The organism is Staphylococcus sp. CoH_129_LAB_1 (genome assembly GCF_058191515.1).
The window spans coordinates 60436-78854 of sequence record NZ_JBXWKZ010000001.1; the positions used below are offsets into that span (position 1 = coordinate 60436).

General features: G+C 31.9%; 17 protein-coding genes. All 17 read right to left on the minus strand.

Going from position 1 to position 18419, the window contains the following annotated elements; translation table 11 throughout:
• The 17 genes from pyrC to ftsA all read right to left on the minus strand — a co-directional run bounded on the left by pyrC (position 1) and on the right by ftsA (position 18403).
• Positions 1–1275 (minus strand): dihydroorotase, encoded by a 1275-nt coding sequence (gene pyrC, locus AC2FB1_RS00270; protein WP_490673286.1) that lies wholly within the window; start codon positions 1273–1275, stop codon positions 1–3.
• 2 nt (positions 1276–1277) lie between these two features.
• Positions 1278–2171 carry an aspartate carbamoyltransferase catalytic subunit gene (locus AC2FB1_RS00275; protein ID WP_490673287.1) on the minus strand — a complete coding sequence of 298 codons (894 nt, stop codon included), beginning with the start codon at positions 2169–2171 and terminating at the stop codon, positions 1278–1280.
• Positions 2172–2196: 25 nt separating this feature from the next.
• A complete protein-coding gene (locus AC2FB1_RS00280) occupies positions 2197–3510 on the minus strand; it encodes a uracil-xanthine permease family protein (protein WP_490673288.1) in 1314 nt (437 codons plus the stop codon).
• Between the two features lie 222 nt (positions 3511–3732).
• On the minus strand, positions 3733–4260 hold the full coding sequence (gene pyrR / locus AC2FB1_RS00285; protein WP_490673289.1) for a bifunctional pyr operon transcriptional regulator/uracil phosphoribosyltransferase PyrR: 528 nt from the start codon (positions 4258–4260) through the stop codon (positions 3733–3735).
• A 267-nt stretch (positions 4261–4527) separates the two neighbouring features.
• On the minus strand, positions 4528–5445 hold the full coding sequence (locus AC2FB1_RS00290) for an RluA family pseudouridine synthase (RefSeq protein ID WP_490673290.1): 918 nt from the start codon (positions 5443–5445) through the stop codon (positions 4528–4530).
• Between the two features lie 11 nt (positions 5446–5456).
• Entirely contained in the window at positions 5457–5933 is a 477-nt protein-coding gene (gene lspA / locus AC2FB1_RS00295; protein ID WP_490673291.1) for a signal peptidase II, read from the minus strand.
• Positions 5934–6017: 84 nt separating this feature from the next.
• Complete coding sequence (locus AC2FB1_RS00300; protein ID WP_490673292.1) at positions 6018–6494, minus strand: CHAP domain-containing protein; 477 nt, start codon at positions 6492–6494, stop codon at positions 6018–6020.
• A 351-nt stretch (positions 6495–6845) separates the two neighbouring features.
• Positions 6846–8363, minus strand: coding sequence for an NAD(P)H-binding protein (locus tag AC2FB1_RS00305; RefSeq protein WP_490673293.1), 1518 nt, complete (start codon positions 8361–8363; stop codon positions 6846–6848).
• Positions 8364–8565: 202 nt separating this feature from the next.
• On the minus strand, positions 8566–11316 hold the full coding sequence (ileS, locus tag AC2FB1_RS00310) for an isoleucine--tRNA ligase (RefSeq protein WP_490673294.1): 2751 nt from the start codon (positions 11314–11316) through the stop codon (positions 8566–8568).
• Positions 11317–11535: 219 nt separating this feature from the next.
• The gene (locus AC2FB1_RS00315; protein ID WP_490673295.1) at positions 11536–12213 is read right to left on the minus strand and encodes a DivIVA domain-containing protein; all 678 of its coding nucleotides are present in this window, start codon (positions 12211–12213) and stop codon (positions 11536–11538) included.
• Positions 12214–12273: 60 nt separating this feature from the next.
• On the minus strand, positions 12274–13047 hold the full coding sequence (locus AC2FB1_RS00320; protein ID WP_490673386.1) for a YlmH family RNA-binding protein: 774 nt from the start codon (positions 13045–13047) through the stop codon (positions 12274–12276).
• Between the two features lie 79 nt (positions 13048–13126).
• A complete protein-coding gene (locus AC2FB1_RS00325) occupies positions 13127–13423 on the minus strand; it encodes a YggT family protein (protein WP_490673296.1) in 297 nt (98 codons plus the stop codon).
• 22 nt (positions 13424–13445) lie between these two features.
• Entirely contained in the window at positions 13446–14036 is a 591-nt protein-coding gene (locus AC2FB1_RS00330) for a cell division protein SepF (RefSeq protein ID WP_490673297.1), read from the minus strand.
• Between the two features lie 5 nt (positions 14037–14041).
• On the minus strand, positions 14042–14716 hold the full coding sequence (locus AC2FB1_RS00335) for a YggS family pyridoxal phosphate-dependent enzyme (RefSeq protein WP_490673298.1): 675 nt from the start codon (positions 14714–14716) through the stop codon (positions 14042–14044).
• A gap of 62 nt (positions 14717–14778) precedes the next feature.
• Positions 14779–15576, minus strand: coding sequence for a peptidoglycan editing factor PgeF (gene pgeF, locus AC2FB1_RS00340; protein ID WP_490673387.1), 798 nt, complete (start codon positions 15574–15576; stop codon positions 14779–14781).
• 185 nt (positions 15577–15761) lie between these two features.
• Positions 15762–16940, minus strand: a complete 1179-nt coding sequence (gene ftsZ, locus AC2FB1_RS00345) for a cell division protein FtsZ (protein ID WP_490673299.1) — start codon at positions 16938–16940, stop codon at positions 15762–15764.
• Positions 16941–16969: 29 nt separating this feature from the next.
• Positions 16970–18403 carry a cell division protein FtsA gene (gene ftsA, locus AC2FB1_RS00350; protein WP_490673300.1) on the minus strand — a complete coding sequence of 478 codons (1434 nt, stop codon included), beginning with the start codon at positions 18401–18403 and terminating at the stop codon, positions 16970–16972.
• Positions 18404–18419: the final 16 nt, after the last annotated feature.

Sequence of the window (18419 nt, forward strand, 5' to 3'; positions counted from 1 at the left end):
TTACTTGTCCTCCTTAAATTTAACTTCGCCTTCAATCATTGTTAAAACAGGGTTCCCATATACTTTATATCCGATAAATGGTGTATTATCTGCTTTAGATAAGAAGTCTTCACCACGAATTTCTCTTTCTTCATCTAAATTGATGATGGTTAAGTCTGCATAGCTACCTTCTTCTAATTTTCCATATGGTAAATCAAATGTTTGTGCTGGTTTAATTGTTAAGTAATCAACAAGTTGTTGTAATGACCAGTCACCATTTTTAACAAAGTGTGTATATAATAATGGGAAAGCAGTTTCACTTCCTACAATGCCAAATGGTGCTTTTGTCATTGGTTGAGCTTTTTCTTCTTTAGCATGAGGCGCGTGATCTGTAGCAATGCAATCAATTGTGCCATCTAGTAATCCTTCTAATAACGCATCTCTATCTTCTTTACTTCTTAATGGTGGATTCATTTTAAAAATAGCATTATCATCTGGAACGTCATCCTCAGTTAATAACAGATGATGTGGAGTCACTTCAGCAGTAACATGAATGCCTGCTGCTTTAGCATCACGAATTGTTCTTACACTTTCTTTTGTTGAAACGTGGCACACGTGATAGTGACAATTTGCTGCTTCTGCTAATAAAACGTCTCGTGCAATTTGTACAGATTCACAAATGTTTGGAATGCCAGGAATACCTAATTCTTCACTACGTTTACCTTGGTGCATAGCACCGCCATAAATTAAGCTATTATCTTCACAATGAGCAACAACTGCTTTATTTAATTTTGATGCTTGTTGCATCGCTTCGTACATCATCGCTGATTCTTGAACACCTACACCATCATCTGTAAATGCAAATGCGCCATCTTTTGCAAGTGCTTCAAAATCAACATGTTCTTTACCAGCTTGACGAATTGTAATCGATGCATAAGGTAAAACACGGACGTGTGCATTTTCTTTAATTAATGTTTGTAATTGATCCATATGTTCTACAGTATCAGGTACAGGACGTGTATTAGGCATTGGACATACTGTTGTAAATCCTCCACGTGCAGCTGCTTTGGTTCCAGTATCAATTGTTTCTTTGTGTTCCCCGCCTGGTTCTCTTAAATGTACATGTACATCAACTAAACCTGGTGCTACAAACTGACCATTTGCATCAATGACTTCAGTATCTTTATCAATATTAATATTTTCATTAATTTCCTTGATATATTGTCCGTCAATTAAAATTGATGTCGTTTTAAGTTCACCATTGTTTAAAATTTTAGCATTTTTGATAAGTTTCATAATTATTCTCCTTTTCTTGATAAAAGTTTATCTATTACAGCCATTCTTAAATACATTCCATTTTCCATTTGTTTAAAGATTCTTGACTTAGGTGCTTCAACTAATTCACTATCGATTTCGACGCCACGATTTACTGGAGCAGGATGCATCACTATCGCATCATCTTTTAAACGATGATATCTTTCTTTAGTTAGCCCATATTGTTCATGATATTGATTGACTTTAAAGTTTGCTTCATCAGTAATGCCATGTCTTTCATGTTGGACTCTTAAAAGCATTACGATATCAACTTTATCAATCACGTCATCAATATTTACATATGGAGCATCTAGTGTTTCATCTACCCATTCATCCGGACTTGCGAACATTACGTTAGCGCCTAGTGAAGTTAAACTTGTATAATTACTTCTTGCTACGCGAGAGTTTTTAATATCTCCACATATTAAAACATTTAATCCTTCAAACGTTTCGTATTCTTCATAAATCGTCATTATATCTAATAAACTTTGAGTGGGATGTTGACCACTACCATCTCCAGCATTGGCAATTGGAATATTTAAATTGTCGAGTTCTTCATAATATGCATTTTGCGGATGTCTAATAACTAATAAGTTAACACCAATACTTTCTAACGTTTTACACGTGTCATAAAGTGATTCCCCTTTTTGCACTGAAGACGTGCTTGTCTCAAAATTAACTTGCTTTAATCCAAGATTAAGTTCAGCTACTTCAAAACTACATTTCGTTCGTGTTGAATTTTCAAAAAATAAGTTAGACACATATTTCCCTTCGTATTGAGGTAACGTTTCTTTTCCTGTTTTAAAACAAATTGCTGTTTGAATTAGATTAAAAATATCATCGTTTGTTAAATGTTCCATTGAAAGTAAATTTTTCATGACGTGCCTCCTAAAAGATCCACTTCTATTTAATATCTGATTCTTCTTTTTCTTTTGGCAAAATAAGATTTAATGTGATTCCTGCTAAAGCTGCTAAAGCCATGCCTTCAATTTGTAAGTTCATACCAAGACTTTTTAAATTGATCAGTAAATTTCCAATACCAACTACTAATACCACTGACGCAATAACTAAATTACGATTACTAGCAAAATCTACACGACTTTCTACCAACATTCTAAGTCCACTTGCTGCAATGATACCGAATAACAAGATAGATACACCACCCATAACTGGTGTAGGAATTGATGAAATTAATGCTGAGAACTTACCAATAAACGATAAGATAATGGCAATCACTGCTGCACCGCCAATGACGTAAATGCTATATATTTTTGTAATCGCAAGTACACCAATATTTTCACCATAAGTTGTACTAGGTGGTCCTCCAATGATACTAGCGAACATTGTTGAGACTCCATCACCTATAATCGAACGATGTAAACCTGGGTCTTCAAAGAAATTTCGACCTACAATTTTATTTATCACCATTTGATGTCCTATATGTTCACTAACAGTTACAAATACTATAGGCAACATGACTAAAATAAGTCCGACATGTATCGATGGAACATAGTCTTTAAATGGTAAATATATATCTGGAAAATCTAACCAACTGGCTTTAACAATCGGTTTGAAATTAACAATGCCTACAAAAATTGACACAATATATCCTACAATAATTCCAATTAACACAGGTATAAGTGAAATGAAACCTTTAAAGAATCCTTGAACAATAATAGTTACTAATAAGGTCACTAATGCTACTAACAAATAGCTTAAGTTATATCCTTTCATGTCTCCTGAATTTTCATACATTGCCATGTTGACTGCTGTTGGTGCAAGACTTAATCCAATAACCATAATGACTGGCCCAACAACAACTGGCGGTAAAAGATGCATCAACCAACCGGTACCACTTAATTTTATGAAGATACCAATAATGATATACATTACTCCACTAGCAAATAATGCAACTAACATATCTCCTAGACTATGTGTACTTAAACCCGTAATAATTGGAGTAATAAATGCAAAACTCGAACCTAAATAGGCAGGTATCTTTGCTTTAGTTATTAATATGTATAGCAATGTTCCTATACCAGATGCCAATAATGCAGCAGAAATAGGTAAGCCTGTTAAAAATGGAACAAGAACAGTTGATCCAAACATTGCAAATAGATGTTGTAAGCTTAAAAATGCCCATTGTGCTGGTTTAGGTTTATCTTTTACGTCTAGTACTGGTTTAACAGTACGCTCAAACATTTGTTCATTTTCCATGATATGTTCTTCCTTTCTTAAAAAAGTCTCTTTACCTATTGGTAAAGAGACTAAAAAGTTAACATAATGTTATTTGAATCTTTCAAAAGATACTGTAACATCACACAGGAAAAGTATTTAAATTTATATGAGACATTTAATCTATTCGTTTTAAAATACATTACACGCTCAACATTAAATACTTTACCTTTTTCAGTCTCTCGTACTGATTTAAAAGGTCAATTATTCAATTACTACTGCATTTTTTCCATCTGTTTCTTCAAGATAAACTGAAACTGCTTCATCTTTCGCAGTAGGTATATTTTTTCCAACAAAATCTGCTCTAATTGGCAATTCACGATGGCCACGATCCACAAGGGCAGCGAGACCAATCTTAATAGGTCGAGAATGTAATAAAATTGCATCTAAAGATGCTCTAACTGTTCGTCCAGTATAAAGTACATCATCAATAATAATCACTATCTTATCTGTGACATCTTGATCAATTTCAATTGCTTCTTTAGTGGTAGGTTTTTTCGAGTTTTCAATATCATCTCTAAAATGAGTAATGTCGATCGTACCAGTTGGAACTGCATGACGTTCAATTTGTTTAATTTTTTCTTGAATACGACGTGCTAAAAATTCGCCTCTTGTTTTAATACCTAAAAGAACAAGTTGTTCAGTTCCTTTATTATACTCTAGAATTTCATGTGCTATACGTGTAACAGTACGTTGTATAGCTGCCTCGTCCATAATAATACGTTCAGACATAATTTCACCTCTTAAAAGAAAAAAACCTCATATCTTTTATAAAGACATGAGGCTTAATGTATATAAAAATATTTTACATGATTAGTCTGATAGTGATAGAACAATTAAAGTTAATCATATTTATATCATTAGTCACTCTGTCTTTGAAGCCTCTCTGGACTCTTTTTAAAAGACAATGTTTTTTAAATTTTTACTGTTATTAGCTTAAATCTTTTTAGTTCATAAGTCAATATGCTTTCTTTTAAATTATGACTTTATTCGCTAGTTTTACGATTCTCTTAATCGAATATCTTCTAATAGCGCTTGGAAGTCTTTAGGTAAATCAGCATGACGCTCAATATATTCATGAGTTACAGGATGTTCAAAGCCAATAACTCCAGCATGTAGAGCTTGGCCACCAATATCTAATGTTTTTCTAGGCCCATATTTAGGATCTCCAACAAGTGGGAATCCAATATATTTCATATGAACACGAATTTGATGAGTACGACCTGTTTCTAATTGACATTCAATCAATGTATAGTCATTGAAATGTTCTAGTACATTAAAATGAGTCACGGCTTCTTTTCCATCGTCAACAACATCCATAGATTGTCGATCTTTTTTATTTCTGCCTATTGGAGCATCAATTGTTCCATAATCATGAGGAATATTACCATGTACTAAAGCAGTATACTTACGTTTTACCGTTTTATCCATAAGTTGTTCTACTAGACCTCGATGTGCCACATCGTTTTTAGCTACCATAAGTAGCCCTGATGTATCTTTATCGATACGATGAACAATACCAGGACGTATCTCACCATTGATACCTGATAAGTCTTTGATTTGATACATTAATCCATTAACTAATGTACCAGTATAATGACCTGGCGAAGGGTGTACAACCATACCTTTAGGCTTATAAACAATGGCTACATCCTCATCTTCATAATAAATATCTAAATTGAGATTCTCTGGCAAAATATCCGCTTCAACCACTTCTTTTTCAATCACTTGAATTTCATCATTTAATTTAACTTTGTAATTTGCTTTTATTACTTTACCATTAACAGTGACTAAATCATTTTTTATCCAATCTTGAAGTTGACTTCTAGACCAATCACTATTGAAATTAGACAATAACTTATCAATACGCTGACCAACGAGTGTATCATCTTCTATTTTATATTCATACGTTTCCACTACGTATCCTCCTATTCTTTTGTTGTTGCATCCTTAACCAATGCAATAATGACAAAAATAACACCAATTGTTAAACTTGAATCTGCGATATTAAAAATTGGAAAATCATATCCAAAAATATTTGTATCAATGAAATCAACAACTTCACCATTGAATACACGATCGATAAAGTTACCTAACGCACCTGCAAAAAGTAAGCTAATTGCAACTTGCATAAATGCATTGTATTTAGCTTCTTTAATATAAAATACAATAAGTATAGCTAAAATAATAAGGGTAATAATATAGAAAAATCCCATTTTACCACTTAAAATCCCCCATGCTGCACCATTATTTCTATGTGATGTAATATTTAAAAAATGAGGAATCACTTCATAAGAATCGCCAATATTCATTGTTGTTGCAATTATTTTTTTAGTTAATTGGTCTATAATTAAAATTGCAATTGCTACTATTAAAGATAAACCAATATAATATTTCTTTTTCATTCATGTGCCTCCATTCAGACCGCAACTCTTTGACAACACTCTACATTATAGCCTACTACTTAGCATAAAAAAAGCTACAATCTTCTATGTCATATTTGTGTTACTTTTAGGATGAATATAATTAAATTGATCGACTTGATAAAAATCTATAAAACGTGTTGTAATTTCGTAAGGTTTTCTGAAATTCATATCAGAGACTATTAAAGAGCCATCATTATTTACTTGTTCTACATAAGCAACATGTCCATGTTTTCCTTTTGGATAATGTAAAATAGAGCCCTTAGTTGGATTTTCATTGACTGTATACCCTTGTTTCTTAGCCTTGTTCGCCCAATATTTAGCGTCACCCCATTGGTTACTTATTAAATGATGATCTTCTTTTACTCTATCAAATACATAGTAAGTACATTGACCTTTAGCGTATGTGTTATATTTCATAGGATTTTTTTCCCAAAAATGAATTGTAGGTTCAGTCATATCTTGATTGTCTAGACCATCTAAAATTGCACCGCCAGTAATTAACATACATATGAATAACATCAAAAAAATCCATTTTTTCATTTCATCACTCCACCTCTATAAAATTAATTTTAAATTGTACACATCTAGTTCTTTTATATTGATATGATGTGTTTCTAAATAATAAAAATTAAGATACATATATTTTGTTCTCTAGCATTAATAGGTATCTTATAATCATTTAACTTTTCTATTAAATCTGCAAGATGATGTGTAAATGTCTCTTTCAATTAAAAAATTTATGATTAATAATTATTCTATAATAAAATATTTAAAATTTTATCAGTCTTAATACGTAATATTCAACCATTTAGCTTAAATAAAAAAAGCTTTCGATAGAGAGAACATCATCGCTCTCACATCGAAAACTTTTAACTTAATATATAAAGTATACTATTTTTTAGCAAAAAATTTGTTATACATTCTTGCGCCAACGAATGCACCAGTAATTGCACCGGTTGTCATAGCAAGATTAGTAAAGACTTTACTAACTGGATCTTGCTTTTCTTCTTCGTCACTAGCTAAATGATTCATATGTTGCTTAAATACATTCATCACAAACTTATGTGCATTAGCTTGAGTAAACTTATAAACTTCCCATGGTAATGTTGGTTCATATTCTTGCAACGCCGCAATACCTTCATTTGTATCTAATATACGTCTAAATTCAAATCGTGCATTCCCACCATCTTTAGCCATAGCTAAATATCCACCAACAATTCTATAAACCATCATTTCATTAGTAGAATCATGGTTATCTCTTTTCATTTTTAAAATGGGTTTTTTTATTAACGGTAATTGAATATTAAATTCATGTTCATTAATTTTACCATCTACTAAATGAAGCGTGATATTATTAATAAATTCTGCATATTCTTTTGTTACATCACTCATTGAATAACTTTCAGGTATTCTAAAACGTGTAATTGCTCTAACATCTTTAACTTCATTTTTCTTTTTTTGTTTCGATTTAGGTTTAGTTTGTTGTATAGTTGTTGTTCGTTGTTCATCTTGTTCTTCTTTAAGTGCATTTTTTACACTTTCTTCATACTTCTTTTTTCCTAGTGATATTTCTGGTTTTATACGGTCAGGTTGTGGAATCATGTCGTTTACTAAACTATCCATAAGTGGATATGCTATTTCTTTAGATACTTGAGAAATCAGTCTAATCCAAAACCGACTTAACCAAATAGAAATGATTGGCAAATTTAATGTAGGTAAGCGTTTATTAAGAATAGATGCTGTATGTTCAAATAATTCTTGATAATTCATCACTTCGGGACCTGTAATATCAAATATTTCATTTTCTTGAGGAGAGCGTTCTACTAACATAGCTAGTTTATCAATAACATCATCAATAGATATTGGTGCAATCATATTATGAGTCCAATTCGGTAGAATCATTGCTGGTAAACGCTCTATCATTCTTTTAAAAATAGGATATGAGCTACCTTTTGAACCAATAATGAGACCTACACGTAATGTGCTTACAGGTACACCATAATATCCTAATATTTTTTCACATTCTAAACGACTTTTTAAGTAAGGTGATACATGACTATCATTTGGGATAATGCCACTCATAAATATAATATGTTTAACACCTTGTTTTTTTGCTGCACGTCCAAAATTATCGGCTAATAGTGCATCCATATCTTCAAAATTAGCTTGTGTAAGTTTAGCACTTGACATCATTGAATGCACAAGATATATTGCAATATCAATACCTTCCATCACTTCAGTTATAGCATCTAAATCAAATAAATCTGCTGATTTCCAAGTTACATTTTTTTCATTCTTTTTATTCTGAGCATTTCTTGATATTGAGATAATTTCATGATTATCTTTTAATTTGTCTTTTAAATGATTACCAATATATCCAGAAGCACCTGTTAGTAAAATCTTACTCATTATTTTATCCCTTTCTATAAATTTATCGTAAACGTACAATAAACATTCAATCACTTATTCATTGGTATAACCTAATTCATCTTAATCTAAATACGACCTTTTTCAGCTATATGTTTAAAATATTATTATTTAAAATTTATATACTTAATAAAAAAACGCTCATAACCTTTAATTAGATTACAAGCGTTCCATCTCTATTTAATTAAACTAAAGTTTTTACTACTTCTTGACAACGTGGACATAAATGATCAAGTTCACCAACAGATCCTAATGATTCACTATAATTCCAACATCTTTCACATTTTTCACCTAAAGCATGTTCAATACGAACATCACCATATTGATATTCATTTCCATTGTCTACTTCTTCAGTAACTTCAACTTGAGATACGATAAATAATTGTTGTAAATCATCAAATTGTTGTAAAAATTCTGCAGCTTTAAAATGATCATTATTTCCAATCACTACTTTAGCTTCAAGAGATTTACCGATAACTTTTTCATTACGTGCTGCTTCTAATGCACGGTTTACATCATCTCGTAACGACATAAATTGATTCCATTTATTTAATAATTCTTGATCAGCGTCAACAACTTTTGGCATGTCTGCTAAATGAACGCTTTCTTCTTTAACATGTGGTGTATGAGACCATACTTCTTCAGCAGTGTGTACTAAAATAGGAGCAAGTAATTTAGTCATATCTACTAAAATTTGATATAACACTGTTTGCATACTACGACGTTTATGTGCATCTTTTTGTTCAATATAGAGAATATCTTTACCATAATCTAAATAGAAGTTACTTAACTCCACATTGATAAAGTTTTGAACTTCTTGATAAATATTTAAGTAATCAAAGTTATCGTAATGATTAATAGTACTAGCAGTGAATTCACGTAAACGATTCAATAAGTAACGATCTACTTCTAATAATTCATGTTCCGGTACACTATCTGTTTCAGGATTAAAATCATTAATATTACCTAACATAAATCTTAAAGTATTTCTAATTTTTCTATAAACATCAGACGTTTGTTTTAAGATTTCATCTGAAATACGTACATCTGCTAAGTAGTCTGTACTACTCACCCATAAACGTGCAATATCTGCACCTTTTTGTTTTACAACTTGATTAGGAACGATAACGTTACCTAATGATTTACTCATTTTTTTACCTTCGCCATCCATTACGAAACCATGTGATAATAAGAATTTATAAGGCGCTTGTCCTCTAGTCGCAACTGCTGTTGTAATTGAAGAGTTAAACCAACCACGATATTGGTCACTACCTTCAAAGTATAAGTCAGCTGGAAAACGTAATTCTGGGCGATTTTCTAACACGCCTCTATGAGATGAGCCAGAGTCAAACCAAACATCCATAATATCTGTTTCTTTAGTAAATTCTCCATTAGGGCTTCCTGGATGAGTAAATCCTTCAGGTAATAAATCTTTAGCTTCTCTTTCAAACCAAACATTTGAGCCATATTCTGCAAATAAGTCAGCTACATGATTGACTGTTTCTTTTGTCATGATGATATCGCCATTTTCAGCATAAAATACAGGTAATGGTACACCCCATACACGTTGACGAGAAATCACCCATTCGCCACGATCACGAATCATATTATAAATACGTGTTTTACCCCAATCCACTTTAAAATCAGTGTCTTCAATCGCATCTAAAATATCTTGTCTTACTTTATTGATTGAAGCAAACCATTGAGGTGTTGCACGGAAAATAACTGGTTTTTTAGTACGCCAATCATGTGGGTAACTATGTGTAATAAAGTCTAGTTTTAATAAAGCACCATTTTCAGTTAAAACGTCTGTTACAGCTTTATTTGCTTTATCATAGAACATACCTTCGAATTGTCCGCCTTCTTCTGTGAAGACACCTTTATCATCTAAAGGACTGATGACTGGTAAATCGTATTTTTGACCAACAATATAGTCATCTTCCCCATGACCAGGCGCAGTATGTACACAACCAGTACCCGCATCTGTAGTAACGTGACCACCATTAATGACTAATGACACGCGGTCTATGAAAGGATGTTGTGCTTCAACATACTCTAACTCTTTTCCTGTAAATTCTTTTTCCAATTGAATAGCATCTTTATCCCAACCTAATGCTTCAGAAACACTCTCAGCTAAAGCTTCAGCAATAACGTATTTTTTACCATTTACATTATACTGACCATATTTCAACTCTGGATGAACTGTAATGGCTACGTTAGAAGGTAATGTCCAAGGTGTAGTTGTCCAGATGATAAATTGAGCATCATCATCTACAGTACCTTTTGAATCTTTAACATCAAAGGCTACATAAATAGATGCTGAACGTTTATCGTGATATTCAATTTCAGCTTCAGCAAGTGAAGATTCACTAGATGGTGACCAATATACAGGTTTTTTACCTTTATAAATTAAACCTTTATCAGCCATTTCACCAAACAAACGAATTTGAGCTGCTTCATATTCTGGTTTGAGTGTAATATAAGGGTTATTAAAGTCACCACGTATACCTAAACGTTTAAAATCTTGCTTTTGAAGTTCAACTTGTTCTAAAGCAAATTCTTTACATTTTTCTCTAAACTCAGCAATTGACATTTTTTTGCGGTCAACGCCTTTTTTAGTCAAAGCTTGTTCAATTGGTAAACCATGAGTATCCCATCCTGGAACGTAAGGTGAATAAAATCCTTGCATCGTTTTATAACGTACAATAATATCTTTAATAATTTTATTTAATGCATGTCCCATGTGAAGATTACCATTCGCGTATGGTGGGCCATCATGTAAAATATATGATTGATTTCCTTCATTTTTCTTTAAAGCTTTTTGATAATTATTGTTTGCTTCCCATTGCTCTTGAATTTTTGGTTCTTTATTAGGTAAACCACCTCGCATTGGAAAGTCTGTTTTTGGCATTAATAAAGTTTCTTTGTAATTCATATTTTTCACTCCTTAAATATAAAAAGAACTCTAAGTTCAATTAATAGGGACGGGGAATCCGCGGTACCACCCTTCTTAACTCAACTTAGAGTTCTCTTCTTAATATTATAAAATTTTAATATATCAGTGATATAAAAAATAGACTCATATTAGGCTTCCACCTTTTCCTAACTCGCTGTGAAAAGTTTATTATTTTTTACGTGTCTGACATTTTGTTGTTTATTTATTTGATGTAGATTCGCTATTCAAACCATTATTGCTATCAGATAAAGACTCACTTGTACTTGTTGAATCTGTTACTATTTCATTAGAATTGATGGACTGTTTATCTTCAGTTGTCTCGCTTACTGAAGTCTCGCTATTAGCATTAGGATTTACATCTTGAGGATTTAAATGCTGAATATTTTCTTGTGTCACTTGTTCAGCATCAAAATCATAATTTAATAAGTAATCCCAGTCATCATTCTTCAATAAATCCAATTGAGCTTCTACAAGCATACGAAATCTTGATCTAAATATTTTAGATTGACGTTTCATATCTTCAGTTTGGAATGATAAATGTCGTGCTTTTTCAATAGCATCATTTACAATCAAATCTGCTTGAGCTTTTGCTTTAGAAATAATTGCTTCTGATTCCTTCGTTGCAGCAATTTTTGTTTGTTCTCCAGCTTGTTGAGCTTGAATAAGCGCATCACTTACCGATTGATGAACATCTTGATAAGATTTAATATTAGTATCTCTCTCTTCAATCACTTTTTCAAGTTGTTTTTTTTCTTCTTTAAGTCTTTCAATTTCATTACTTAATTGATTTAAAAAGTCGCTAACTTCAGCAGGCTCCAAACCATTTTTTATTCTTGTGAATTCTTTATTTTTTATTTCATTAGGTGTAAAAGGCATCTGTTATCCTCCTTAAAACAAACTATCATACAGTTGTTTTTATTATTTATCGATTATCATTTACTTAAATAGTGTTTGATACGTTATATGAACTTTTTCTTTTTTAGTTTTACCGCCTATGTCAACAATTTGAGCACGTCCAAATCCTTGAATAGAGAGCAAATCATTATTTTGCAGTTGAAAATCGGGAGAATCAATCAAAGTATGATTCACTTTTACCCGTTTTTTTTCAATTAATTGTTTAGCAATCGATCTAGATTTTCGAATCATTTCTTTTAAAACAACATCTAATCTTAAAGCACTTACTGTACTATGATGGATATTCCAATTCTCTTTTGATTGTATCATATCTTTAAATGGAATAGAATCAAGTTTAACTGTAGCACCTTTAATCTTTGTTAATTCCATCATAATATAAGATTCCAATTGCTTTGTCAAAACAAACTGAATAGTATCACCAACAAGTATATCTCCTACTTGTTCTCTTTCTATGCCTAAAGACATTAAAGTTCCAAGTACATGTTGGTGTTGAATAGACACAAATTTCTCAGGATAATTAATTTGGATTAACACCTCTTCGAAATCATCTTCAGTAGGTTCAAAATAGCTAGGCGCAATAATTGCTCTTTTTCTTTCTACCGATTGACCACCGAAATAGCTCACTTTCATATCTTCAAAACTACCCACTATCACTTTCAATATATATTGTTCTCTAGGATCTAAGAACGAAGTCAATACAGGTGCATATTGATGATGAACTTGTTCACATTTATCTAATAATTGATCAATAAGCGGTTGTTCTTCATTTCTAAAGTGTTGGTAAATATCGATGATGAATGCCTCCTTATTTAAAGTGTTAAAGAGCCTGAGACATTATGCATATCACAGGCTCTACTATCTTATTATCATAAAACTATTTTAGTGCTAAATAATTTAATATCATATTAAAAATACTTTGTAATCCATATTGAAATAATACAAGTACAAATAATGCTACAATCGATGAAATATCAATCATACCAATGGGTGGAATAATCTTTCTAAATGGTTCTAAGAAAGGTTCATATATCTTACTCAAAAATGCTCCAAATTTAGATTCTCTAATTGATGGAACCCATGAAGTAAAGAAATAAATAATCATTCCCCAGTAATAAATTTGAACTAGTAATAATATAAAATGAAATATACTAGCTAATATACCAACATCCATATAATATATTCTACTCCTTAAATTATTCGTAGTGTTGTTGCGTACCCATTTGTTCAAGGTGATCAGTAATACTACCTGTAACCTCAACATTATCAGGTGTACAAAGGAAGATATCAGAACCTACGCGTTGTATATCTCCACCAATCGCATAAACTGTTCCACTTAAGAAGTCAATAATACGTTTCGCTGATACTTTATCAATACGTTGTAAATTAACTAATGTCGCACGACGATTTTTAAGTTCATCTGCAATATCTTGAGTATCTGAAAATACACGTGGTTCAAATAAGCACATTTTTGAATTCTCGTAATTATTATAATCAGTACTAGCTGTTTGATTCATAGTAACAACATTTTTTGAATTGGATTTATTTGATGTATTTCCCATACGATAATTCCTTTGTTCAGTATTGTAATTTCTTGATACTTTCTTTTGAGGTACCGTTTTTAAGTGATTTTGATTATTTTGCTTTCTTTCAATAGGTTGTTGTTGCACATTATGATTTTGATTTTTCTCATTTTGCGTTACACGCTGTTGTCTTTCAGCAGGGCTTTCAACCTCTTCTTCATCTTCCATTAGAAAAAAATTATTAAATAAATCTTTGATAGCCACGGGGCTCACTCCTTTTCTCCAACAAGTTTAGTCCCTATTCTTATAAATGTAGCACCTTCTTCTACAGCAATAGTATAATCATTACTCATTCCCATAGATAAATATTCACATGGTGCGTAATTCAATTTAAGGTTTTTAATTTCATCTCGTTTTAATCTCAATTGTTTAAATAACTGACGTATATAATCTTTATCATCGGTAAAAGGTGCCATTGTCATTAATCCAACAATTTTTATATTATCGAATTCTTTAATTTGTTCAATAAAATCATTAACTTCATTCAGTGCAATACCGTGTTTAGTTTCTTCACCAGAAACATTCACTTGGATAAAACATGAAATAGTATGAGTTGCTCTTTTATTAATTTCTTTTGCTAAACTCAAACGATCTAATGCATGTAAATAATCAATGTCATTAATCACATCTTTTACTTTTCTAGACTGTAATGAGCCGATAAAATGCATAGTCACGTCTTTAGGTAAGGCTTGTTTTTTTTCTAAAAAACCTTCTAATCTATTTTCTCCAAAGTGTCTTAAACCAGCATCATACGCTTCTTTTGCTCGGTCTATTGTAACATATTTTGTGACTGCAATCACGTTTGGAGAGGTTTTAGTCACACTTTTCTCAAGATGATGGTTTATTTCTGCTTGTATTTTTTCTAAATTTTCTATCACTTTCATTATATATCAACCTCTTAATTTTGTAATGAAATAAAGGAATATAGTATTTTAACTATATTACACTAAGCTTCACCCTTTTGACCTATAAAAGCTAGCATTCTACCTGTTTTACCCTTTTCAACACGATAGGAGAAAAAGAGTGATAGGTCTTCTGATGTAGTGTATTTTGTAATATCAATATTTTCTGCTGGTACGCCACTCTTCTCTAATAACAAAGCGTTAGCTAATTTTAAATCAATACCATGTCGATCAGTACCTCGTGTTTCAATATATTTACCAGAATTAATAGGTAATGTTTCAAATTTATTTTTAATATCATCATTTATTTCATAGGTTGAGGAAGTCGCTGGACCTATGACTACATTTAAATCGTGATAGTCAAAATCTACATAATTAAGCATTTCTACGACTATTTGTCCATATGTTCCTCTCCACCCCGCATGAGCTAGAGCAATAAAATGATGTTTTTCACTATAAAAGTACACAGGTACACAATCAGCATAACACATCGTTAATAATATTTCTGAATCATACGTATACATGCCATCAATTCCATATAACTCATTACCTAATTCATTTATATTAGCGCCTCGATGTGTTTTGGTAATGTGAGCGATTTTATTTTCATGTGTTTGAATAGGAAAAACCCATTGTTGTGTCGGGAAATTTATAGCATTGGCTAATATCTCTTGATGGTGCGTAACATGACTAGGTGCATCATCAATATATCGTGCCATATTAAATGCATGGCTTGGATATGGACTCTTTCCATCTTCACGTGTAGTAAAACCAAGTGTTAACTGATTGTATTGTGATGTATAACTCAAATAATGTGGCTGTTTTATAAATTTTTCCACGATGTGATATCCACCTTCATTAAAAAATAATCATACCTAGACTATTTTTTTATTTTTTATCTGCATTTCAATTAAATAAAGTATATAAACTTATTATATAACATATTTCTTTTTAAATTAAACAAAACAAAAAGAGCAGCATTCCCATCAGAAATAACTGCTCCTTTCTTTATATTTATACTTTAATATTAGCGTCTAGTTCTTCTAGAACGTCTTTCTTCTCTATTACGAATAAAGCTAGGAATATCATCATCTTTAGTAGTATGACTTCTTTCGCTTAGACCATCAGAAGGACGTGAATTAGATGTACTTTGTGTAAATGAGTCTTCTTTAGGTGTATTTTGAGTTGATACACTAGAAGATGCACTTGAACCAAATCCAGTACTTGATGCTTTGCGTCCTTGAGATGTTGGTTTATCTTCAAATCCAGTTGCAATTACTGTTACGACAATTTCATCTTGTAATTCTGGATTAATTACAGTACCAAAAATCATATTTACATCTTCATCTGCTGCATCTTGTACAATATCAGCTGCTTCTTGAGCTTCGAATAAAGATAAAGATTCGCCACCTGTAATGTTCATTAACACACCTTGTGCACCAACAATTGATGTTTCAAGTAATGGTGATGAAATAGCTTTTTTAGCAGCTTCCACCGCTCTATTTTCACCTGAAGAAACACCAATACCCATTAAAGCGGAACCTTGGTTAGACATAATTGTCTTAACGTCAGCAAAGTCTAAGTTCACTTCACCTGATACAGCGATTAAGTCAGAAATACCTTGAACACCTTGACGTAAAACATTATCTGCTTCTTTAAATGCTTCCATCATAGGTGTTGATTTATCAACGATATCTAATAAACGATCGTTAGGAATAACGATTAACGTATCAACTGCAGCTTTCATAGCTTCAACACCTGCTGCTGCTTGTGTAGAACGCTTACGTCCTTCAAAGCCAAATGGACGAGTTACAACACCAACTGTTAATGCTCCCATTTCTTTAGCAATTTTAGCAACTACTGGTGCAGCACCTGTACCAGTACCGCCACCCATACCAGCAGTAACGAATACCATATCAGCGCCTTGAATAGCATCTTCAATTTGTTCGCGTGATTCTTCAGCAGCTTTTTTTCCAATTTCTGGATTTGCGCCTGCACCTAAACCACGAGTTAATTTTTCACCGATTTGGATTTTAGACTCTGCTTTAGATAAGTTTAATGCTTGTCCATCAGTGTTAATTGCAATAAATTCTACATTATTCATTCCATGATCAATCATGCGGTTAACAGCGTTGTTACCACCGCCACCTACACCGATGACTTTTAATGTCGCCAAATGATTAAATCCTTGTTCAAATTCTAACATTTATTTTTCCTCCTAGTCTTAATGGCCAATTATTCAAATAGAGATTTCATGAGCTTTTTAAATTTACTTTCTTCTTTATCAGATTTTTCATGTTCATCTTCATAATGATGTGTTACTTCTTGATGGTCGTTTTCATCATACGTTTCATAATCATCATGTTTCTCCGCTTTATCACGTACTTCTGGTTGATGATTGTCGTAATTTTCTTCGTTTTTATTAGACTTACGTTTAAACCAGTCAAAACCACCTGATTTTGAAGTATGGTTACTCTCGTCATTTTCAATGACTTCTTCTTCAAATTCATCATTATCTTGATAATTTATTGTAACATAATCTAATAATTCATCAAATGTGATACTACTAGAAATAGTAGAAATCGCTGAAGTAAATTCAGGTTTTCTAATTCCCATTTGAGAAGGTGTATGGATTCTTATTTTTTCATTAACCATTGTATTTAGTAATTCTTTAACACCTAGTAAGTTTGAAGAACCACCTGTAACAATAAATCCACCATTTACTTTAGTTAATCCTAAATCTACTAACACATCAAATACCTCATCAAAGATATCTTGCATTGTTCTTTCAATAATTGCACTTAAATCTTTTTGAGTATATTCTACTAATTCATCACTATCTACTTGATCAACACTGAAGACATCTTGATCAGACGCTGATTGTGTAAAAGCGTGTCCATATTGGTGTTTAATTTTTTCAGCTGTTTCATATGTAGTGTTTAATTCTTCTGCGATATCATCTGTAATATCACGTCCAGCTAATTCAATTGAATCAGCATCTATAAGTTCACCACGTTCATAAAAGGCGATTTGAGTAAGGTCTTCACCAATATCAATAACACATGCACCTAATTCTTTTTCAGTTGCAGTTAAAATAGAGCCATAGTTATAAGCATCTGAATAAACATCTAATACATCTACTCCACAAGATTCAACACATTTAATCATATTAATTAAAATTGACTTGTGAATTGCAATAACGCCTGCTTCTACTTTTAATGAATGTCTTGCAATGAGTTCTTTAGGGTCAGAAACCTCATTATCTCCATCTACAATGAATCTAATCGGGAACACATCAATAACTTCTGTATCAGAAACGTCATTTTTTTGACGTATACCTTCTAAGACATTTTCAATATGTGAACCACTAATTTCTGTATCTTCATAAAAATCAATTTCATTTGCTTCATCGTACACTTCAGTACCGATGATAGGTAGTTTTAAGAAAACTTCTTTTATATCCACACCTGATGCGATAGAAGCTTTTTTAATTGTATCTTTAATTGCTTGTTTCGCAATATCAAAATCATCAATCAATCCATTCTTAATACCGCTAGTGTAGGTTTGCCCTGTACCTATCACATTAATACCGTTGTGAAATTTTTCGCCTACTATTGTTTTAACACTTGATGAACCAATATCTATGCTTACATAGTAATGTTCCTCCATAGATAGGCACCTCCTG